The organism is Rhizobium sp. 25PS6 (assembly GCF_032464655.1).
Lineage (GTDB): Bacteria > Pseudomonadota > Alphaproteobacteria > Rhizobiales > Rhizobiaceae > Rhizobium > Rhizobium laguerreae.
In genome coordinates, this window is sequence record NZ_JAWDIV010000009.1 from 126,018 (window position 1) to 146,896 (window position 20,879).

At 62.2% G+C, this 20,879-nt stretch carries 21 protein-coding genes and 1 other RNA gene; 13 read left to right on the forward strand and 9 right to left on the reverse strand.

The features are described from left to right. Positions 1–342: 342 nt before the first annotated feature. Positions 343–1,290, forward strand: a complete 948-nt coding sequence (locus RWK44_RS14830) for an AEC family transporter (protein ID WP_168330059.1) — start codon at positions 343–345, stop codon at positions 1,288–1,290. Positions 1,291–1,359: 69 nt separating this feature from the next. On the opposite strand, the gene RWK44_RS14835 is transcribed toward RWK44_RS14830, so the two are convergent. Further along, the gene (locus RWK44_RS14835) at positions 1,360–1,923 is read right to left on the reverse strand and encodes a c-type cytochrome (protein WP_221945049.1); all 564 of its coding nucleotides are present in this window, start codon (positions 1,921–1,923) and stop codon (positions 1,360–1,362) included. Positions 1,924–2,077: 154 nt separating this feature from the next. Between RWK44_RS14835 and RWK44_RS14840 the strand changes: the two genes are divergently transcribed. Together RWK44_RS14840 and RWK44_RS14845 are read left to right on the forward strand one after the other, a co-directional pair. After that, on the forward strand, positions 2,078–2,833 hold the full coding sequence (locus RWK44_RS14840) for a 3-deoxy-manno-octulosonate cytidylyltransferase (protein ID WP_316029007.1): 756 nt from the start codon (positions 2,078–2,080) through the stop codon (positions 2,831–2,833). A 10-nt stretch (positions 2,834–2,843) separates the two neighbouring features. Further along, complete coding sequence (locus tag RWK44_RS14845) at positions 2,844–3,698, forward strand: prephenate dehydratase (protein ID WP_316029008.1); 855 nt, start codon at positions 2,844–2,846, stop codon at positions 3,696–3,698. A 252-nt stretch (positions 3,699–3,950) separates the two neighbouring features. Here the strand turns inward: RWK44_RS14845 and RWK44_RS14850 are convergent, their stop codons facing one another. The 5 genes from RWK44_RS14850 to RWK44_RS14870 form a co-directional block, all read right to left on the reverse strand. Beyond that, positions 3,951–4,319, reverse strand: a complete 369-nt coding sequence (locus RWK44_RS14850) for a VOC family protein (protein ID WP_003555800.1) — start codon at positions 4,317–4,319, stop codon at positions 3,951–3,953. 136 nt (positions 4,320–4,455) lie between these two features. Continuing rightward, on the reverse strand, positions 4,456–4,716 hold the full coding sequence (locus RWK44_RS14855) for a hypothetical protein (RefSeq protein ID WP_168268187.1): 261 nt from the start codon (positions 4,714–4,716) through the stop codon (positions 4,456–4,458). Positions 4,717–4,787: 71 nt separating this feature from the next. After that, positions 4,788–5,483, reverse strand: coding sequence for a helix-turn-helix transcriptional regulator (locus RWK44_RS14860; protein ID WP_168268189.1), 696 nt, complete (start codon positions 5,481–5,483; stop codon positions 4,788–4,790). 4 nt (positions 5,484–5,487) lie between these two features. Then, positions 5,488–6,447 (reverse strand): NAD(+) diphosphatase, encoded by a 960-nt coding sequence (gene nudC / locus RWK44_RS14865; protein ID WP_025396640.1) that lies wholly within the window; start codon positions 6,445–6,447, stop codon positions 5,488–5,490. Beyond that, entirely contained in the window at positions 6,444–6,854 is a 411-nt protein-coding gene (locus RWK44_RS14870) for an HIT domain-containing protein (protein WP_025396639.1), read from the reverse strand. The genes nudC and RWK44_RS14870 overlap by 4 nt, the downstream gene beginning before the upstream one ends. 89 nt (positions 6,855–6,943) lie before the next feature. On the opposite strand from RWK44_RS14870, the gene ffs reads away from it, so the two are divergent. From ffs to RWK44_RS14885, 3 genes are all read left to right on the forward strand, one after another. After that, an RNA gene (ffs, locus tag RWK44_RS14875) (signal recognition particle sRNA small type) lies at positions 6,944–7,040 on the forward strand. Between the two features lie 45 nt (positions 7,041–7,085). Then, positions 7,086–8,963: a DNA polymerase III subunit gamma/tau gene (locus RWK44_RS14880; protein WP_221944914.1), complete on the forward strand. Its 1,878-nt coding sequence runs from the start codon at positions 7,086–7,088 to the stop codon at positions 8,961–8,963. A gap of 22 nt (positions 8,964–8,985) precedes the next feature. Next, complete coding sequence (locus tag RWK44_RS14885) at positions 8,986–9,309, forward strand: YbaB/EbfC family nucleoid-associated protein (RefSeq protein ID WP_003544342.1); 324 nt, start codon at positions 8,986–8,988, stop codon at positions 9,307–9,309. A gap of 25 nt (positions 9,310–9,334) precedes the next feature. Here the strand turns inward: RWK44_RS14885 and RWK44_RS14890 are convergent, their stop codons facing one another. Continuing rightward, entirely contained in the window at positions 9,335–9,952 is a 618-nt protein-coding gene (locus RWK44_RS14890) for an MOSC domain-containing protein (protein WP_316029009.1), read from the reverse strand. A 57-nt stretch (positions 9,953–10,009) separates the two neighbouring features. Here RWK44_RS14890 and recR point away from each other — a divergent pair, with 57 nt between their 5' ends. Continuing rightward, positions 10,010–10,615 (forward strand): recombination mediator RecR, encoded by a 606-nt coding sequence (gene recR / locus RWK44_RS14895; protein WP_003555792.1) that lies wholly within the window; start codon positions 10,010–10,012, stop codon positions 10,613–10,615. A 174-nt stretch (positions 10,616–10,789) separates the two neighbouring features. Beyond that, positions 10,790–12,061 carry a lytic murein transglycosylase gene (locus tag RWK44_RS14900; protein WP_316029010.1) on the forward strand — a complete coding sequence of 424 codons (1,272 nt, stop codon included), beginning with the start codon at positions 10,790–10,792 and terminating at the stop codon, positions 12,059–12,061. Positions 12,062–12,169: 108 nt separating this feature from the next. On the opposite strand, the gene RWK44_RS14905 is transcribed toward RWK44_RS14900, so the two are convergent. Both RWK44_RS14905 and RWK44_RS14910 read right to left on the reverse strand, forming a co-directional pair. Further along, positions 12,170–12,625, reverse strand: a complete 456-nt coding sequence (locus tag RWK44_RS14905) for a GNAT family N-acetyltransferase (RefSeq protein WP_131665380.1) — start codon at positions 12,623–12,625, stop codon at positions 12,170–12,172. A gap of 9 nt (positions 12,626–12,634) precedes the next feature. Then, the gene (locus RWK44_RS14910) at positions 12,635–14,314 is read right to left on the reverse strand and encodes an MFS transporter (protein WP_221996454.1); all 1,680 of its coding nucleotides are present in this window, start codon (positions 14,312–14,314) and stop codon (positions 12,635–12,637) included. 198 nt (positions 14,315–14,512) lie between these two features. Between RWK44_RS14910 and rimP the strand changes: the two genes are divergently transcribed. The 5 genes from rimP (at position 14,513) to rbfA (ending at position 20,878) form a co-directional block, all read left to right on the forward strand. Continuing rightward, positions 14,513–15,118 (forward strand): ribosome maturation factor RimP, encoded by a 606-nt coding sequence (gene rimP / locus RWK44_RS14915; RefSeq protein WP_020052336.1) that lies wholly within the window; start codon positions 14,513–14,515, stop codon positions 15,116–15,118. A gap of 59 nt (positions 15,119–15,177) precedes the next feature. Continuing rightward, on the forward strand, positions 15,178–16,779 hold the full coding sequence (gene nusA / locus RWK44_RS14920) for a transcription termination factor NusA (RefSeq protein ID WP_003555785.1): 1,602 nt from the start codon (positions 15,178–15,180) through the stop codon (positions 16,777–16,779). After that, positions 16,776–17,468 (forward strand): RNA-binding protein, encoded by a 693-nt coding sequence (locus tag RWK44_RS14925; RefSeq protein ID WP_316029011.1) that lies wholly within the window; start codon positions 16,776–16,778, stop codon positions 17,466–17,468. The genes nusA and RWK44_RS14925 overlap by 4 nt, the downstream gene beginning before the upstream one ends. 101 nt (positions 17,469–17,569) lie before the next feature. Continuing rightward, a complete protein-coding gene (gene infB / locus RWK44_RS14930; protein ID WP_168283228.1) occupies positions 17,570–20,323 on the forward strand; it encodes a translation initiation factor IF-2 in 2,754 nt (917 codons plus the stop codon). A 150-nt stretch (positions 20,324–20,473) separates the two neighbouring features. After that, positions 20,474–20,878, forward strand: coding sequence for a 30S ribosome-binding factor RbfA (gene rbfA / locus RWK44_RS14935; RefSeq protein WP_020052333.1), 405 nt, complete (start codon positions 20,474–20,476; stop codon positions 20,876–20,878). Position 20,879 lies beyond the last annotated feature (1 nt).

The window sequence follows — 20,879 nt, forward strand, 5'->3', positions numbered from 1 at the left end:
AAATACTCGCAGGAAGACCGGCATGAGCAGCTTTCAGTTGCAGCCGGGCGCACGAGGGATGATCCCTTCGATCTTACCGGCGCGATGCTGACCACGGATGAACTGGCAGCTTCATGATCCGGATATCCGGCAAAGGCCGGAGCGGAAAAGCGGGCTGTGCCCGCTTTTTTTGCTTTCGGATGCCCGGGCTGCCGGAGCGGGCGGCTATTGCCTTTTCATTCCAAGCCGTTTGCTGCTACTGCATAATCCTTAATTCAAAAGTACTACAGCGTCCTTTGCGCCTCTCGAAAAGACGCGGCGCTGTAGAGGTCATATACTCCCCCGCGCAGAGCAGCCTCCCTTATGTCAGCCATCATTTTCGACGTCCTTCCCGTCTTCATTCTGATTCTCATCGGCTGGGTGATCGTTCGCAGCGGATTGATGGCGTCGAATGTCGGCGAAGCGCTCAGCGAATTCGTCTTCAAGATCGCCGTGCCGCTTCTGCTCTTCCGCACCATCGCCGAGGCGGATTTTCATGGCGCCTCGCCCTTCCGGCTCTGGATCGTCTATTTTTCGGGCGTTGCCATCACCTGGACGGCCGGCCATATCGCCGCCACACGCCTCTTCGGCCGCGACGAACGGATCGGCGTGCTGGCCGGCGTTTCCTCGGCCTTCGCCAACAATATCTTTATCGGCCTGCCCCTCGTCGAACGGACCGTCGGCGACGAAGGGCTGGTGGCGCTGTCGATCCTGCTTGCCGTGCATCTGCCCGTGATGATGGTCGCCGGCACGGTGCTGATGGAGCATGCCGAGCGCAAGATCGCCGGCAAAAGCGATCGCAGCATGATGCTCGTGCTCCGCCAGATCGCAGTCAACCTCGTGCGCAACCCGCTGGTGATCGGCCTTGCAGCCGGCATGGCCATGCACCTTTCCGGTCTCACCATGCCGGCAACGGCAGCAACGGTCGTCGGGCAGATCGCCGGCATTGCCGGTCCGGCGGCGCTGATATCGCTCGGCATGGCGCTGGAGAGATACGGCGTCTCCGGCAATCTCGGCATCGCCAGCGTTACCTCGAGCCTGAAGCTGCTGCTGCTGCCCGGCTGCGTGTGGGCGGCGAGCCATCTGCTCGATCTCAGCCCCGAATGGACGGCAGCAATCGTGCTGACGTCCTCCGTCCCGACAGGCGTCAACGCCTGGCTGATCGCCAATCGCTTCGGCGTCGGTCACAGCCTCGCCGCCTCCACGATCACCGTGACGACGGCGCTGGGCGCCATCACGGTCTCGCTCTGGGCCTATTTCCTCGGCGCCTGAGCTGATATCCACACAAAGAAAAGCCCGGCTTGCGGGCCGGGCTTCGATGTCTTGCGATTGTCTGGCGCGTTACTGCGTCGCGGCGTTCGGATCCGGCAGCGGGACCGGCGAATCGGCAAGCGTGTGCAGGTAGAGGATGACGTTGGCGCGCTCCTGATCCTTCGCCAGACCGGCAAAGCCCATGGCGGTGCCTGGAATGTCCTTCTTTGGCGCCAGCAGGAACTTGTTGAGATTTTCGAAGGTCCACTTCTCGCTGCCGCCCTTGGAGAAATCCTTCATGGGAGCGGAATAGGCGAAGCCTGCATGCGAGGCGATCGGGCGATCTACGACACCAAAGAGGTTGGGACCGACTTTGTTCGGTCCCCCTTTGGCGCCGTCATGACAGGCCTGACACTTCTTGAAGGCAGTTTCACCGGCCTTGGCATCTGCTGAAGCGAGCAATTGAGCGATCGGAACGGCAACGGCAGGCGCAGCCTCACCGCCAGCAGCGGGCGCCTCTTCGGCAACGATCGCGAAACCTTCCTTTTCCGGTGCTTCGGAATGGAAGATCCCTTCGGACGCGATGGAGACAGACATCAGAACGAAAATCGTTCCGAGCAGCGCCCCAACGGCCGTATTGACGTATGAATTCATCTGCAATGCTCCCCTTGCAGCCGGCAGACCATAAACCGGACCATCTTGAAATCGCGCGGAACCTATGTCTTTTGGGTGATCGTTGCAACTGTCTAAATGGTCTTGTGCGTGAGACTTTTTGACACTTTTCAGCCCGGAATAGAAGGCCCGAACCATGAGTGATTCAAATTTAGACGGCGTGCTCGTATTGATCCCGGCGCGCATGGCCTCCACCCGGCTTCCGGGCAAGCCGCTGGCCGATATTTGCGGTCTGCCGATGATCGTGCAGGTGGCGATGCGCGCCAGGGAGGCAGTCATCGGCCGCGTCGTCGTCGCCGTCGACGACACAAGAGTGTTCGATGCCGTGGCCGCCGCCGGCTTCGAAGTCGTCATGACCCGTGCAGACCATCAATCGGGTTCCGATCGGATCTTTGAGGCGCTGACGAAAGTCGATCCGGAGGGAAGGGCGAAAATCATCGTCAACGTCCAGGGCGATCTGCCGACGATCGATCCGGGAACGGTGCGCGCGGCTTTGCGCCCGCTCGAGAACGAGGCGGTCGATATCGGTACGCTGACGACCGAAATCGACAATGAGGAAGACAAAACCGCGCCGCACATCGTCAAGATCGTCGGCTCGCCGATTTCCGCCAACCGGCTACACGCGCTCTATTTCACGCGGGCAACCGCGCCTTACGGCCAGGGGCCGCTCTACCATCATATCGGCCTTTATGCCTATCGGCGCGCTGCGCTCGAACGGTTCGTCTCGCTCGGCCCCTCAACGCTCGAAAAGCGCGAATCGCTGGAGCAGCTGCGGGCGCTGGAAGCCGGCATGCGCATCGACGCCGAGATCGTTGACACGGTTCCGCTCGGTGTCGATACTCCCGCCGACCTCGAAAAAGCGCGGTGCATCCTCTCCGCAAAGTCGAACTGACGGAACCATCATGAACATCAAGACCAACAGGATCGCCTTTCAGGGCGAATTCGGCGCCAATTCCGACATGGCCAGCCGCGACATGTTTCCGACCATGGAGCCGCTGCCCTGCCAGACCTTCGAGGACGCTTTCACGGCGGTCGACAACGGCGACGCCGATATCGGGATGATCCCGATCGAGAACACGATCGCAGGGCGCGTCGCCGATATTCACCATTTACTGCCGGAGTCGCGGCTGCACATCATTGGCGAATATTTCATGCCGATCCGCTTCCAGCTGATGGTGCTGCCCGGTGTTATCAAGGACGAGATCCGCACGGTGCACAGCCATATCCACGCGCTCGGCCAGTGCCGCAAGATCGTTCGCGCCAATGGCTGGAAGCCGGTGATCGCCGGCGATACGGCGGGGGCGGCGAAACTCGTGCAGGAAACCGGCGACCGCTCGATGGCCGCCTTGGCGCCACGCCTTGCCGCCGATCTCTACGGGCTTGAGATCATCGCCGAAAATGTCGAGGATACGGAAAACAACGTGACCCGCTTCGTCGTCCTGTCCCGCGACGAGGAATGGGCGCAACGGAATTCGGCGGAAGAAAAGGTCGTCACCACCTTCGTCTTCAACGTCCGCAACATTCCAGCCGCGCTCTACAAGGCGCTCGGCGGCTTTGCCACCAACAACATCAACATGACCAAGCTGGAAAGCTATCAGCTCGGCGGAAAATTCGTGGCGACGCAGTTTTACGCCGATATCGAAGGCCATCCGAACGATCCGAACGTGCGCCGGGCGTTGGAGGAGCTGCGGTTCTTTTCCGAGAAAGTCCGCATCCTCGGCGTCTACACGGGGCATGCGATGCGAGGCCTGCTTTAAACAGCGGGTCCAGGGGTGCAAGTAGACCCCCCTCTGCCCTGCCGGGCATCTCCCATACAAGGAGGGAGATCACAAGTGGGTTGGCCTTCCTGCTCATCTACCGTTTCGCCATGCTGCAACGCTGATTGCTTGGGAAGCCGGTGCGCCCAGCCAATCTCCCCACCTGTGGGGGAGATGCCCGGCAGGGCAGAGGGGGCGGATGTGGCACGACGAGATTGTGAGACAAAGCCCCCACAATCAGAGCGCCAAAATTCATTTATCCGGCTCACAGACACGCAGCCGATGGCCATCGGGATCGAGCACGACGAAGGTCGGGCCGAAATCCAGTTCGGTCAGTTCCTGGGCGATCGGCAGACCGCGCTGGCGCCAGTCTTCATAATGCCTGGCGACGGCATTTTCTCCTTCGACCATGAACGCCACTTCGCCTCGATTGCCGATGGCGGAGGGCTGCGGCTCGACCTTGCTGCGCCGCCAAAGGCCGAGCGTGAAGCCGCCCTCAAGCGGAAAGGCGACGAAATTCGGCGCTTCCACGGCCGGTTCGCGGTTCAAGAGGTTCCGGTAGAAGCTGGCGCTTTCACCCGGGTCCTTGACGTAAAGAATGATAAGATTGGGGCTGGTCATTTTGGTTCTCCCGTTGTTGTGGAATGGCGCGGCGAGAGATCACCTGCTGACAATGAATGGCAGCAGAGTGCACGGGACGCAGCGATCGCAACGCCCCGTTCTCGTCGGGTGGAATGTTAATAAGGATAGGCACGGCCTAAAGCGGAAAACGGTCCTCGCGGCGCGGGTCGCGTCCGTCGATGAAGCCGAGGTCGCGCTTCCGGTAATCCGGTGTCGCTTCAAGGTCGAGGCCGGTGCGGTCTCCTCTGCGAAATCGGAAAATGTTCATGACCAGGTGCAGCAGGCCTGAGCGCGCTGACTGGTGGACATCGGCAAAAGTCTCGGCCGAAATGACATCGGCAAAGGACTCGGCCGTAAAACGGTCGTTGGTGAAATGAATGGCTGGAGGCGTTACCATGATCAGTACTCCTTCCTGGTGGATTGGCACTGATAATAACTCCATCTGCTGACAGTTTATGGCAGCAGCGTTCAGTTCTCCATCGGCACGTCCTGCGTCTCGCGCCATTCCTTGAGGAGCACTGTGCGGCGGCGCGGATAACGCACCTCGTGCAAGGCCATGTCGATGATGCGATCGGTACGGAAATGGCGAAAATCCTGGCGCAGTTCGCACCAGGCCATGAGGACGCGCACATGCTCGTAATAGCCGAGCCCGAAAGGCCAGACGCGGCGGCGCGAGATACGGCCCTGCTCGTCGCCATAATGCAGTTCGAGGATACGCTCCAGGCGGATCGCCCTGCGGATGGCCGAAACGTCAGCCTTGTCCTCGTCCCTGCGTTTGGGACCGACGAAAAGCGCTGCCGAATCGATCATCTCGCGCATATCGGCCGGCAGCACGGCGGCAATCTTGGCCAGTGCATCGGCGCCGGCGCCGGCAAGGCGCGGCTCGGCGGCGCGGGCCACCCAGCGCGAGCCGAGCACCAATGCCTCCAGCTCCTCCTCGGAAAACATCATCGGCGGCAGCATGAAGCCCGGCTTCAGCACGTAGCCGATACCGGCTTCGCCTTCGATCATCGCGCCCTGGGCCTGCAGGCTGGCAATATCGCGATAGAGGGTCCGCAAGCTCACCCCGGTCTCTTGTGCCAGCACCGTGCCAGTCACCGGCCGCCGGTAACGCCGGAGCGTCTGGAGCAGCGTCAGCAGCCGTTCCGAGCGGGCGATGGGCATGACGCTAGCGCTTCCACTCCACCCAGTCGCGCATCAGGCGGTGGGCGATCGCCCCTTTCGGCGGAGAGGCCTTGCCTGTCGCGCTCGGGCGTTCCAGCATCTCGATCGTTTCCTCGCGGGTAAACCAGCGGCAATCCTCCAGCTCGGTCTCGTCGCGGCTGATTTCGGTGGATTTCGCCTCGGCGTAACAGCCGATCATCAGTGAATGCGGCATCGGCCAGGGCTGCGAGGCGTGATAGCGGATGCGGCCGGTGCGGATGCCCGATTCCTCCAGCGTTTCGCGTCGCACGGCGTTCTCGATGGTCTCGCCGGGTTCGAGGAAGCCGGCGAGACAGGAATACATGCCCGGCGCGAAATGCGGGCTGCGGCCGAGCAGGCAGAGGTCGCGCTGCTCGTCGACCGTCAGCATGATGACGACGGGGTCGGTGCGGGGGAAGATTACGTGTTCGCAGGCGGCGCAGACACGCTTGTAGCCGCCGATGTGGATCTCCATCGCCGAGCCGCAGCGGCCGCAGAAGCGATTGTCGCCATTCCAGCGGATGAGGCTCGCGGCCTGGGCGAATTCGCCGAGCAACACTTCGTCGATCAGCATTTCGCGAAACAGCGTGCGACCGTCGGCAGGCTTATAGTGGCTGGTGAGGTCGTCGACGTCGATGCCGACGGGAACGGCAAGGCGCGGCTCGCCGCTCTTGCGGTAACCGAGAAGCACGGTCTCGTCCCAATCCGGCTGCAATTCCTGCAGCTCGTAGCGGGCAAAGAGCGGGTCGAGCACCTGGCCGTCATGCTTCAGCACCAGCTTATCCCTAGTGAAGGCGAAGATATGGGTGCCTTCCTTGGCCAGCGCCTTTTCGACGGATTGTTCGTCGCGATGCTCGGAATCGCGGTTGAGATCGTTGGCGGCAAAGGCCGTGAGATTGCTGGGTTCCGGATGCGGCGCATCCGAATCGAAAAGCGAATGACTCATGATGACAGGGCTTCCCGCAGCTTCGCTGTAAATTCGTCTCTCTTTCCGTCTTCGTAGGGCTCCGCGCGCCCGAAGCCCCAGACGGGACCCGGCCAGTTGGCATCGCCTTCGAAGCGGGCAATGACATGAACATGAAGCTGGCGGACGATGTTGCCAAGAGCCCCGACATTGATTTTTGTCGCGCCGGTGATCTTCTTCAGCGCCTTGGCGACCAGTTCCGTCTCGAAGGCAAGCAGCACCTGGTCGAGCGGCGTCAGTTCGAAGATTTCGGTGATATCAGCCCGGCGCGGCACGAGAATGAGCCACGGCCAGCGGGCGTCCTTCGACAATCTCAGATCGCAGAGGCCGGTGACCATGATGCTGATGCTGTCATTTTCGAGCCTGGGGTCGAGCACGAAACCGTTCAAAGGGCATTCTCCTCATGTTTTCCAACGACTAGCAGTTTTTTCGCATGTTGGCTTGCTTTTGATGACGATATTGCCGATATGTGCATCCGGGAGGTTGGTGGTGGACGAGCCACTCGCCAACCGGGTCAGGTCCGGAAGGAAGCAGCCCTAACGAGCCCGGCACGGGTCATCGTGCCAGCCTCCCACCTTCTCTCCACGAAGTGCCCGACAGTCCGGGCGACAAGCAGGGCGATGAGCGACACCGAGCGACAATCAAAAGATGCCGCCTCGACGGGCACCGGATACCGAGTGCTGGCTCGCAAATACCGCCCCAAGGATTTCACGGACCTGATGGTCGGCCAGGAGCCGATGGTCCGCACCCTCACCAACGCCTTCGAGACCGGCCGCATCGCCCAAGCATACATGCTGACCGGCGTGCGCGGCGTCGGCAAGACGACGACGGCGCGCATCCTGGCGCGGGCGCTGAACTACAAGACATCGGAAATCGACAAGCCGACGATCGACCTCCGCACGCCGGGCGAGCACTGCCAGGCGATCATGGAAGGCCGGCATGTCGATGTGATCGAGATGGATGCCGCTTCCCACACCGGTATCGACGATATTCGCGAGATCATCGAGCAGGTGCGCTACCGGCCGGTTTCGGCGCGCTACAAGGTCTATATCATCGACGAAGTGCACATGCTGTCGACGCAGGCCTTCAATGGCCTGTTGAAGACGCTGGAAGAGCCGCCGGAGCATGTGAAGTTCATCTTTGCCACCACCGAGATCCGCAAGGTGCCGATTACCGTGCTGTCGCGCTGCCAGCGCTTCGACCTGCGCCGCATCAGCGCCTCCGATCTCGTCGGGCTATTCACGACAATCGCGGCCAAGGAAGGCATCGAGGCGGAAGCGGACGCACTGGCGATGATCGCGCGTGCTGCCGAGGGCTCGGCGCGCGACGGCCTGTCGCTGCTCGACCAGGCGATCGCTCATGGCGCGGGCGTCGTGCAGGCAGAAGCCGTGCGCGGCATGCTCGGCCTTGCCGATCGCGCCCGGATCGTCGATCTCTTCCAGCATATCGTCAAAGGCGATGTCGCCGCCGCCCTCGGCGAGTTCCAGAACCAGTACGAAGCCGGCGCCAATCCGGTAGTGGTGCTGACCGATCTTGCCGATTTCACCCATCTGGTGACGCGGCTGAAATATGTGCCGGATGCGGCAAACGATCCTTCGCTCAGCGAGGTTGAGCGCACCAAGGCGGCGGAATTCGCCAAGGGCGTTGCGGTGACGACGCTGTCGCGCATCTGGCAGATGCTGCTCAAGGGCATTCCGGAAACGGAAGGCTCGTCGCGGACGGCAGGGGCAGCCGAGATGGTGCTGATCCGGCTTGCGCATGCCGCGCATCTGCCGGCGCCCGAGGACGCGGCGCGGCGGCTTGCCGAATTTTCCGGCGACAATGCCGGCCCGCGACCCGCGGTTCCGCCGTCCGGCAATAGCGGCGGCAACGGTACACGGGTTCCCTATCAAAGCAGTGTCGCGGCGCGTGCAGCGGAAACCGCGCCGAGCCAGCCGCCGTCTTCCGCGCCGGTGGCGATGCTGCGTGCCGTGCCGAGCAGCCAGCCGGAGACCATGCCTGTCGGGCGGATCGAGCCAAAACCGGCGGAGGCACCGAAGCCGCTCGTCCCGGTCAATTCGGTCAATGATATCGTCAACCTCGCCACCGAGAAACGCGATCCGAAGCTGAAGGCGATGGTGCGCACCTTCCTGCGCCCGGTTCGGATCGAAGCCGGCCGGCTCGACGTCAGCCTGGCTCCCGGTGCGCCGACGACGCTGCTCAACGAGTTGGCCGTCAAGCTGAAGGAATGGACCGGCATCCATTGGATCGTCAGCCTCAGCCGCGACGAGGGCCAGCCGACGCTTGTCGAAGCGGAGGCCAGGACGCGGGAACAGCATGTGATCGACGCGCGCCAGGACCCTGACGTGGCGGCAATCCTTGCACATTTTCCCGGTGCTAAGATCATCGACGTACGCGTACGGGCGCCCGAACCGGAGGAGGAAGGCGAGGCGACGCCACCGGCCGCCGCCGAATCCGAGGAAGGTGACATCCTGCCGGGCGACGACATAGAATTCTAAAGTTTCAACAAGGAGCGAGACGATGCGCGACATCATGGGCATGATGGGCAAAGTCAAGGAAATGCAGGCCAAGATGGAGCAGATGCAGGCGGAGATCGCCGAGCTCACGGCCGAAGGCAAGGCGGGCGGCGGTCTCGTCGCCGTGGTCATCACGGGCAAAGGCGAGCTGAAGAGCCTGAAGATCGATCCGTCGCTGTTCAAGGAAGACGATGTCGAGATCCTCGAGGACCTGATCGTCGCCGCCCACAAGGACGCCAAGGACAAGGCCGAGGCGCTGGCCGCCGAAAAGACCAAGGCGCTGACGGCAGGCCTGCCGATCCCGCCGGGCTTCAAGCTGCCGTTTTGATCTATACGCCACGTATGCCCAGTGGTCAGCGTCCGGCTTCCAACAACGCTCTCAGCTTGTAGTGGATCGGTGCGGCGAGATATCGCGATCGGTCCGCCTCGGACAGGCGGCGGCCTAACGTCTTTATCAGCTCCGGCATCGTGACTTTCTCTCCCGTAAAGGGTCGATAATCGAAAGGCATCCCAGCCTCGGCTACGCCACCTTGGATGACGCGGCAGTAGATGCCGGGACGAGCAGCGGCAGTATAGCGTTTGACGAATTTCGGATCGGCCATCCTGGCGGCGAAGGTGGCGCAGGGCATGCGACATGCGGTGACTTCGAGGATGATGTCCCCCGATGTGAACCGGTCGCCGACGGCGACGTCGCGATTGTCGAGGCCTGAGATCACCATGTTTTCGCCGAAGGTGCCGGGCTCGTAGGGCTGGCCAAGCTCCGTGCCCCACCAGTCGAGCGTCAGCGATCCCTCGACATAGACCGCCTGGTCGACGCCGCCATGGTGTTTGCGGTTGCAGATCGCATCGCCGACGAGACCTTCGGCGTCGATCATCACCGCGCCGTTGACGGCGTGTTTGAAGATGCCGGTCTTGTAGCTCTTGCCCGGTAATCTTTCCGGATTGCCGGCGCACAGGGCCAGGATTTTCATGGGATGGCCGATCCTTCCGCGATTCCGTTTTCGTTCCATATCAGTTAAGAACGGCGCATGGCAAAACGAGTCACCGGACCCGAAATCGAAAAACTCATCCAGCTTCTGGCGAAGGTGCCGGGCCTCGGGCCGCGCTCGGCGCGCCGGGCGGCACTGCATCTGATCAAGAAGAAAGACCAGCTGCTCGGCCCGCTGTCGAATGCAATGGGCGAGGCCTATGACAAGGTGAAGATCTGCTCGCGCTGCGGCAATGTCGATACGGTCGATCCCTGCATTGTCTGCACCGACACGCAGCGCGATCAATCCGTCATCATCGTCGTCGAGGACGTATCGGATCTCTGGGCGCTGGAGCGGGCAGGCGCGATGAACGCCGCCTACCACGTGCTTGGCGGCACGCTGTCGCCGCTCGACGGGGTCGGTCCTGACGATCTCAACATTCGCGGGCTGATCGACCGGGTCGGCGAAGGCGGCATCCGGGAGTTGATCATCGCGGTCAATGCCACGGTCGAGGGACAGACGACGGCGCATTATATCACCGACCAATTGCAGGGGCTCGACGTGAAGATCACGCGGCTGGCGCATGGCGTGCCTGTCGGCGGCGAGCTCGATTATCTCGACGAGGGCACGCTTGCGGCGGCACTTCGAGCGCGGACTGTGATATAGGGAGGCTTGCGTATGTTGCACCACCCCCCCCTCTGCCCTGCCGGGCATCTCCCCCACAAGGGGGGAGATCACAAGTGGCTTTGGTTTCCCGCTTCATTGTCAGTTTGCCGCGCAGAAACGTCGACTATCGGCGGAAACCTCCGCGCCCAGCCAATCTCCCCACCTGTGGGGGAGATGCCCGGCAGGGCAGAGGGGGGTGTTCCACGGCGGCTGCGGATATTCGCACTCGCTTTAACGGCAGCTCTCCTGCCCCTCTCCTGTTACGCGGCCCCTTCAAAAACCGATGTCGAGGTGCAGTTCGAAAAATGGGTGCAGAGCGACCTCTGGCCGGAGGCGAAGGCGAACGGCATTTCGGAGAGGGTCTTTCAAGCCGCTTTCTCCGGCATCACGCTGAACTGGAACCTGCCCGATCTCGCTCCGCCGGGTTTCCCGCCGCCGAAGGAGCAGAAGCAGACGCAGGCCGAATTTTCCTCGCCCGCTCCCTATTTCAACGAAGACCAGCTGAAGAAGCTTGCCGCAACGGGACGCGGCTTTGCCGCCCAATATGGCTCGACGCTGAAGCGGATCGAAAAAACCTATGGCGTGCCGGGCTCGATCGTGTTTGCCATCTGGGGCCGGGAGACGGGCTTCGGTGCGGCGAAGATCCCGAATTCGGCGATCGAGGTGCTGGCGACCAAGGCCTTCATGTCGACGCGCAAGGAGATGTTCCGCACCGAGCTGGTGGCCGCACTCCATATTCTCGACGGCGGCGACGTCACACCTGCCAACTTCAAGGGTTCGTGGGCGGGCGCACTCGGCCAGCCGCAATTCATGCCGACGAGCTATCTGAAATATGCCGTGGATTTCGATGGCGACGGGCATCGCAATATCTGGACCTCGGTGCCCGATACGCTCGCCTCGATCGCCAATTACCTGGTCAAGAAAGGCTGGCAGCGCAACCGCGACTGGGGCTTCGAGGTGTCGATACCGGAGGCGGTCTCCTGCGCGCAGGAGGGACCCGATCTGGCAAAGCCGCTGTCGCACTGGGCCTCGCTCGGCATCGACCGCATCTCCGGCAAGGGCTTTCCCTCCGGCGAAATGAAGGCTGAGGGCATGATGCTGGTTCCGGCCGGCCGCGACGGACCGGAATTCATCGTCACGCCGAATTTTTACATCATCAAGGAATACAATAATTCCGATCTCTACGCGCTTTATATCGGCAATCTTGCCGACCGGATCGCCTATAATGGCGGCGCCTTCCAGGGCCGGTGGGGCGATGTCGGCAAGATGTTGCGCTCGGACGTCGCCGCCATGCAGAAGGCGCTGGAACGGCAGGGCTATGATGTCGGCGGTTCCGACGGTCTGCCGGGCTACAAGACCCGGCGCTCGATCGGCCAGTGGCAGGCAAAGAACGGCATGAAGCCGACATGCTTTCCCGAGGCGACGATGAAGGGCAAGCTGAAGTAATCGGCTTTTGAGCGGTTCAGCTTTTCATGGAAACGCCGAACCGCTCTAACCTTTTGTTTTGACGCAATTCCGGACGGAAAACCGCTTCGCACTTTTCCTGGAATTGCTCTAGAGAGTGCGTTTCAGCCCTTCATGGCTGGCAACGAAACCGAGCCTCTCGTAGAAGCGGATCGCATCCTGTCGCGCCTTGTCCGATGTCAGCTGCACCAAGCCGCAGCCGCGCTCGGCGCACTGAGCAATTGCCCATTCGATGAATTGCGCGCCGAGGCCCGAGCCGCGAAGATCCCTTGCCACACGCACGCTTTCGATCTGGCCGCGCCACATGCCCGTCCTCGAGAGGCCGGGAAGAAAGCTCAGTTGCATACTGCCCACGACCTGGTCGGCCGCATCGGTCGCGACAGCCAACAAATGGTTGGCATCCGCCTCGATCGCGGCGAAGGCCGAGAGATAACGTGCATCGACGGGATCGGAGACGATTTCTCTGGCGCCGCCGAGATCGTCATCGCCAAGAAGCCGGACGATGGCGGCAAGATCGGATAGGCGGGCGAGCCTGAAATTATGCATTGACTGTTCTCAATGATGCAGGTCGATCGGCGCTTTGTGGAAGACATCGTCACCTGGCGCAATGGCCTGGCGCTCGATCATGCGGTGAACATGAGGCGGACCTTCGCCGCGATGGAGCGCGCGCAGCCTGTCGATATTTTCGGCATCGGCCTGCGTACGCCGCTGGTTGTGTCTTATATATTCGACCCATGTCGGCGTATGATAGCTCTCCGTCCACAGCCCCGGATTTTCAAGATCGCGCATCAGCGCCCAATTGCGGGCGCCGTCGCGGATGCGGATGCGGCGGCGCTCGCCCATCAGCGCCATGAATTCCGCAAGGTCGTCGTCGGCAATCTCATAGTCGACCTGGATGACGATCGGGCCGCTGCGCGGCGTGATGTCGAGGCTGAGCGCCGGCGCTGTGAAGCGGTTCAGCGGATCGAGGTTCAGCGAGGCGAAGGCCGGCATCGAAAAACGCAGACCGATCGCGATGCCGAGCAGCATGACGACGGATGACATCAGCAGCGCATCGGCGACGCCGTAGCGATCGGCGGCAATGCCCCACAGCCAGCTGCCGCCGGCAATGCCGCCGAAGGTGACGGTCTGATAAAGCGACAGCGCCCGGCCGACCACCCAGCGCGGCGTCGAAAGCTGGACGATGGTGTTGAACAGCGAAAGTGCGGAGACCCAGCAGGCGCCGGAAACGAGCAGCCCGGCGGAGGTCAAGACGGCGCTCGGGCTCACGGCTGCAATAACCGCGCTCAATGCGAAGCCGGCAAAGGACAGCCGGATGATCATCTCGCTGGAAAGCACCTGGCGAAGCCTCGCATTCAGCACCGCACCGCCAATCGCGCCGATGCCGAAGGCGCCGAGCATGAAACCATAGGTCAGCGGGCCGCCGGCGACGAGATCGAGGGCGACGACCGGCAGCAGCGCCAGGATCGAACTGGCGCCGATGCCGAAGAGCAGCCCCCTGACGAGGACCTTTTCGAGATTGGGCGACATCGAGACATAACGCAGGCCGGCAAAGATGGCGCTGCCGAGTGCCTCTCGCGGCAGGGTCGAGACAGGCGCGGCTGGCCGCCAGCGCAGCAGGGCGTAGATCAGGGCGAGGTAACTCAGCGTGTTCACCGCGAAGGCCGCGGCCGCGCCGGCAGCCGCCACGATGACGCCGCCGATCGCCGGGCCGACGCTGCGGGTGATGTTGAAACCCATGCTGTTCAGCGTGACCGCTGCCGGCAGATCGGCACGCGGCACCATATCGCCGACCGAGGCCTGCCAGGAGGGATTGTTGAGCGCGGTGCCGCAACCGATCAGGAAGGTGAAGAAGAGCAGCAGCCAAGGCGTGATCCAGCCGAGCAGGGCTGAGGCCGTCAGCAGCGCCGAGACGGTGAGCATCATGCACTGCGCCGTCAGCATGACCCGGCGGCGGTCATAATTGTCGGCCAGCGCACCCGATATCAGCGAAAACAGCATGATCGGCAGCGCCGTCGAGGTCTGCACCAGCGCCACCATGTCCTCCGAGGCGGTGATCGTCGTCATCATCCAGGCCGCACCGACTGCCTGGATCAGGCCGCCGAAATTCGAGGAAAGGCTCGCGAACCAGATGGTGCGGTAGGTATCGTGCCGCAAAGGCGCCAATGTCGACGAAGTGTAGGCCACGATTTCTCCCGCTTTTGTTATTGCGCGCCAGCGGCAATATATGCGCAAGACAGGCGCCGGCCATAGGCCTCATCACGTCGCCGGAAGCGAATTGGCCGAATCGGTCGCAGACCTTGCAATTTCGGAAAAACCCGACTATATGCCTCTCAAATTCTTGATCGCTTGATGAAGAGTGGGCCGCAAGGACCCGCTCTTTTTTATTAGCGCGATCGCCGAAAAAGCATGAAATTGCGAGGAGCGCACCGCTTGTCGGATCTGACAAACGCAGACAATGAACGTGAGCCGCGGCTGATTACCGAAACCGGGCTCGACCAGCGTCTTGCCGATATCATCGAACCCGTTCTCGTCGATCTGGGCTTCCGCCTTATCCGCGTCCGCATGATGAACCAGAACGGTGCGACGATGCAGGTCATGGCCGAACGCAACGACGGCACGATGACGGTTCAGGATTGCGAAGAAGTCTCGATGGCGATTTCTCCCGTCCTCGATGTGGAAGATCCGGTCGATAAAGAGTATCATCTGGAAGTGTCTTCGCCCGGCATCGACCGTCCGATGGTACGGAAATCCGATTTCGTCCGCTGGCAGGGCCACCTTGTGAAATGCGAGACGTCAATCTTGATCGACAATCGCAAGCGCTTCCGCGGCAAGATCGTCGAGGCAGGCACAGATGGTTTCACGCTCGAGCGTGACCAGGTCGCCTATGGGGAAGAGCAGAAGGTCACTATTCCCTTCACGGCGCTTAGCGATGCGAAGCTCATTCTGACCGACGACCTGATCCGCGACGCGTTGCGCGCCGACAAGCTGGCGAAAGCCCAGGCCGCCAACCAGAACGAAGCGGACGACGAAGAATAACCGATCAACAGACCGCTCCAGGGACGGGAACCCTAGGGTAAAGACGGAGAAACAAGACAATGGCAGTCAGTGCGAACCGGCTCGAACTTCTGCAGATCGCAGATGCAGTGGCGCGCGAAAAGGTCATCGACCGCGAGATCGTGCTGGCCGCAATGGCCGACGCCATCCAGAAGGCGGCACGCTCCCGTTACGGCACCGAGTCCAACATCCGGGCCGACATCAATCCGAAGACCGGCGAAATCCGCCTGCAGCGCCTGCTCGAAGTCGTCGAAAAGGCCGAGGATTATTCGACGCAGATCCCGCTGGAGTTGGCCCGCGACCGCAACCCGGACGCCGCTCTCGGCGATTTCATCGCCGATCCGCTGCCGCCGATGGATTTCGGCCGCATCGCCGCACAGTCGGCCAAGCAGGTGATCGTGCAGAAGGTGCGTGAAGCCGAGCGCGACCGCCAGTTCGACGAATTCAAGGATCGCGTCGGCGAAATCGTCAACGGTACCGTCAAGCGCGTCGAATACGGCAACGTCATCGTCGATCTCGGCCGTGGCGAAGGCATCATCCGCCGCGACGAAATGATCCCGCGCGAAAATGTCCGCTACGGCGATCGCGTCCGTGCCTATGTCTATGACGTCCGTCGTGAGCAGCGCGGCCCGCAGATCTTCCTGTCGCGCACGCATCCGCAATTCATGGTGAAGCTGTTTACCATGGAAGTGCCGGAGATCTACGACGGCATCATCCAGGTGAAGTCGGTCGCCCGCGATCCGGGTTCGCGCGCCAAGATCGCGGTGATCTCGAACGACAGTTCGATCGATCCGGTCGGCGCCTGCGTCGGCATGCGCGGCTCACGCGTCCAGGCCGTCGTCGGCGAGCTTCAGGGCGAAAAGATCGACATCATTCCGTGGAGCCAAGATCCGGCGACCTTCGTCGTCAATGCCCTGCAGCCGGCCGAAGTCGCCAAAGTCGTTCTCGACGAGGATGCCGAGCGTATCGAAGTCGTTGTTCCCGACGAGCAGCTGTCGCTTGCGATCGGCCGCCGCGGCCAGAACGTCCGCCTCGCTTCGCAGCTGACCGGCTGGGATATCGACATCATGACGGAGGCCGAGGAATCGGAACGCCGCCAGAAGGAATTCAACGAGCGCACCAACCTGTTCATGGATTCGCTCGATGTCGACGAGATGGTCGGCCAGGTTCTGGCTTCGGAAGGTTTTGCCGCGGTTGAAGAACTGGCTTATGTCGATCTCGACGAAATCTCTTCGATCGACGGTTTCGACGAGGAGACGGCGCAGGAAATCCAGCAGCGCGCCCGCGAATTCCTCGAGCGTCTCGAAGCCGAGATGGACGAGAAGCGCAAGGCGCTCGGTGTCCAGGACGAACTGCGGGAGATCAACGGCATGACCGCCCAGATGATGGTGGCGCTCGGCGAAGACGGCATCAAGACGATCGAGGATTTTGCCGGCTGCGCTGCCGACGATCTCGTCGGCTGGTCGGAGCGCAAGAACGGCGAAACGAAGAAGTTCGAGGGCCTGTTCTCGAAGTTCGACGTCTCGCGTGTCGAAGCAGAACAAATGATCGTCCAGGCCCGCCTTTCGGCTGGCTGGATCACGCAAGAGGACCTGGCAAAGGGGACCGAAGAAGAGGTCACCGAAGCCGAACAAGAAGCATGATGACCGCGCATGAACCGGACGCTCCTCTCGAGGACGACGATCTTGCAGGTTATGACGTGAACGGACGCATGTGCATCGTGACGCGCGAAAGCGGATTGCCGGAAGAGCTGATCCGCTTCGTCGCCGCTCCCGATGGAACAGTTGTCGCCGATCTGAAGCGCGAGCTTCCGGGACGCGGATGCTGGGTGAAGATCGACCGGTCGCTGGTCGACAGGGCGGTGGCGAAGAAGCTCTTCGCCCGAGCGCTGAAGACGGATGTAAAGGCGGCGGACGATCTCGGAGCGAGTGTCGATCGGCTGCTCGCTGCGCAATTGATGCAGATGATGAACATGGCGCGGAAAGCCGGCCAGTTCGTCAGCGGGTCCTCGAAAGTGGATGCCGCGGTCAGAAGCGGAGCAGCCCTTGCGGTGTTCCACGCGACCGGTGCAGCGGACGACGGCGTCCGGAAAATCGACCAGGCCCGCAAGGCCTGGCACCTCGGAATGGAGACCGAGGAGGAGATACCTTCCTTCCGTCTCTTCTCGGAGAGCGAAATGGAAGGCCTGATGGGCCAGAATGCTTTTATCCATGCCGCAGTGCTTGCAGGGCAGGCGGGTGAAGGTGTAGTGAAGCGCGCAAAGATGCTCGAACAGTACCGTAATGGCGGTCAGTCCCGGGCAGCGGGCGGCGCTGGCCGGCAAAAACAATGAGGCGGTCACCGGCATCGGCCGGTCCCATACTCATTGATCGACAGTATTGAACGACAGGGTCTGATCTAGTCATCGCTCCCTGTCCGAAGGAACGGGAACGAATGACTGATAGTAACGACGACAAGACAATCAGCGTAGCGGGCAAAAAGACACTCACCCTGAAACCATCGGGGATGAGCCAGGGCACCGTTCGCCAGGATATGGGTCGAGGTCGCACCAAGGCGGTCGTCGTCGAGACCCGTAAGCGGCGTCCGATGCGCCCGGAAGACGAAAAGCCGATCACGCCCGTCGCTCCGGCGGCCCCCGTGCGCGCAGCCGAACCGGCGCCCGCACCCGTGCAGGCGCGTCCGCAACAGCCGACGCCGGCTCCGCGGGTCCAGCAGGGCAACAACAACCAGACGAACCAGCGTCCGCCGCAGCAGTCTCACCAGCCGCCGCGCCAGAACGATCGTCCGCGCCCGGTGGTGCTGAACCATCTGTCGCCGGAAGAGATGGATGCCCGCCGCCGCGCGCTTGCCGACTCCCAGGCGCGTGACGCCCAGGATGCGATCCGCCGCGCCGAGGAAGAAAAGCGCCGTGCCGCCGAAGAGGTTGTCCGCAAGGCAGCCGAAGCGGAAGACGCTGCCCGCAGGGCCGCTGAAGAGGCTATCCGGCAGGCTGAGGCACCCGCTGTTGCTGAATCCGCAGCCGCAGAACCGGCTCCGGCCGAAGCACGCACCGATGCGGCACGGCCGCAGCAGCCTGCATCGCCGGCACCGGCCGCACGCCGTCCCGATGCGGCTGGAGCACCTGCTGCCCGTCCGGCACCCGGCGCTGCCGTCCCCGGCGCCGTTCGCGGCCGCCGTGACGAAAAGGAAGAAGACGATCGTGGCGCAGCGCGCGGCGGTCCCGTCCGTGGCCGCGTCGTTCGCCCGGAACCCGCAAAGCCGGTCACGACTCGTCCGAAGACGGATGAAGAGCGCCGTCGCGGCAAGTTGACGATCACCACTGCCAACGTCGACGGCGAGGACAATGCCCGCGGCCGTTCTCTCTCGGCGATGCGTCGCCGGCAGGAGAAGTTCCGCCGCGGTCAGATGCAGGAAACCCGCGAGAAGATCTCCCGCGAAGTGGTTCTGCCCGAGACCATCACCATTCAGGAACTGTCGCAGCGCATGTCCGAACGCGCCGTCGACGTCATCAAGTACCTGATGAAGGAAGGTCAGATGATGAAGCCGGGCGACGTCATCGACGCCGACCTCGCGGAAATCATCGCAGGCGAATTCGGCCATACGGTCAGGCGCGTGTCGGAATCCGACGTCGAACTCGGGATCTTCAACGTGTCCGACGACGATGGCGAACTGGTTTCCCGCCCGCCCGTCGTTACCATCATGGGCCATGTCGACCACGGCAAGACCTCGCTGCTCGACGCCATCCGCCATGCCAACGTGGTCTCCGGCGAAGCCGGTGGCATCACCCAGCATATCGGCGCCTATCAGGTGGAGCAGAACGGTCAGAAGATCACCTTCATCGATACGCCCGGCCACGCCGCCTTCACGGCAATGCGTGCCCGCGGTGCGCAGGCGACCGATATCGCGATCCTGGTCGTCGCAGCCGACGACAGCGTGATGCCGCAGACGATCGAATCGATCAACCACGCCAAGGCGGCTGGTGTTCCGATCATCGTGGCGATCAACAAGGTCGACAAGCACGAGGCTGATCCGCAGAAGGTCCGCAACCAGCTGCTGCAGCACGAAGTCTTCGTGGAATCTATGGGCGGTGAAGTGCTTGACGTCGAGGTTTCGGCCAAGACCGGCAAGAACCTCGACAAGCTGCTCGAGGCGATCCTGCTGCAAGCGGAAATTCTCGATCTCAAGGCGAATGCGAACCGGACCGCCGAAGGCACTGTCATCGAAGCTCAGCTCGATCGTGGCCGTGGTTCCGTCGCGACCGTGCTCGTCCAGAAGGGTACGCTGCGTCCGGGCCAGATCATCGTCGCCGGCGATGTCTGGGGCCGCGTGCGCGCTCTCGTCACCGACAAGGGCGACCATGTGAAGGAAGCAGGTCCGGCAACGCCGGTCGAGGTTCTCGGTCTTTCCGGCACGCCGCAGGCCGGAGACAAGTTCGCCGTCGTCGAAAGCGAAAGCCGCGCCCGCGAAATCTCGGAATATCGTCAGCGTCTGGCCCGCGACAAGGCGGCTGCCCGCCAGTCGGGACAGCGCGGTTCGCTGGAACAGATGATGATGCAGCGCCAAAGCGTCGGCATCAAGGAGTTCCCGCTGGTCATCAAGGGTGACGTGCAGGGCTCGATCGAAGCGATTGCCGGCGCACTGGAGAAGCTCGGCACCGACGAAGTCCGCGCCCGCATCGTCCATTCGGGCGCCGGCGGCATCACCGAGTCGGATATCTCGCTCGCCGAAGCCTCGAACGCGGCCATCATCGGCTTCAACGTTCGTGCGAATACGCAGGCACGCCAGTTCGCCGAACGCGAAGGCATCGAAATCCGCTACTACAACATCATCTACGACCTCGTGGATGACGTGAAGGCAGCGATGTCGGGCCTCTTGTCTCCGGAGCGGCGCGAAACCTTCATCGGCAATGCCGAGATCCTCGAGGTGTTCAACATCACCAAGGTCGGCAAGGTCGCAGGCTGCCGTGTCGTCGAAGGCAAGGTCGAACGTGGTGCGGGCGTCCGCCTCATCCGCAACGACGTCGTCGTTCACGAAGGCAAGCTCAAGACGCTCAAGCGCTTCAAGGACGAAGTGTCCGAAGTGCCGATGGGTCAGGAATGCGGCATGGCCTTCGAAAACTACGAGGACATGCGCGCCGGCGACGTCATCGAGTGCTTCCGCGTCGAGCATATCACGCGCACGCTCTAAGCTGCTGCGCCTGAACTTTTCCGAAAGCCATCCGCCAGCCGGCGGATGGCTTTCGGGCATCTGCTGACTTGACCTTTTCGACCAAAAGAGTCATGGACGCTCTCCTTTGACGGGTTCGATTCCCAGCCGCATCGGCAAATAGAGATAACAATGACCAGACCAACTTCTTCCGCGCCTTCGCAGCGCATGCTGCGCATTGGCGAACAGGTTCGCGCCGCGATCACCCAGGTGCTGCAGCGCGGCGAAGTGCGTGACGACGTCATCGAAGCGACCGTGATCTCGATCTCGGAAGTGCGCATGTCGCCGGACCTCAAGATCGCCACCGCCTATGTGACGCCGCTCGGCGTTTCCGACCACAGCATTGTCATCCAGGCGTTGAACCGTCATGCAAGGTTCATCCGTGGCCGGCTCGGGCCGCAGCTTCGGCAGATGAAATACATGCCGGAGGTGCGCTTCCGCGACGATACCAGCTTCGACAACTACAAGAAGATCGACGAGCTGCTGCGTTCGCCCGAGGTGAGCCGCGACCTCGACGGCGATAATGACGAACAATAAA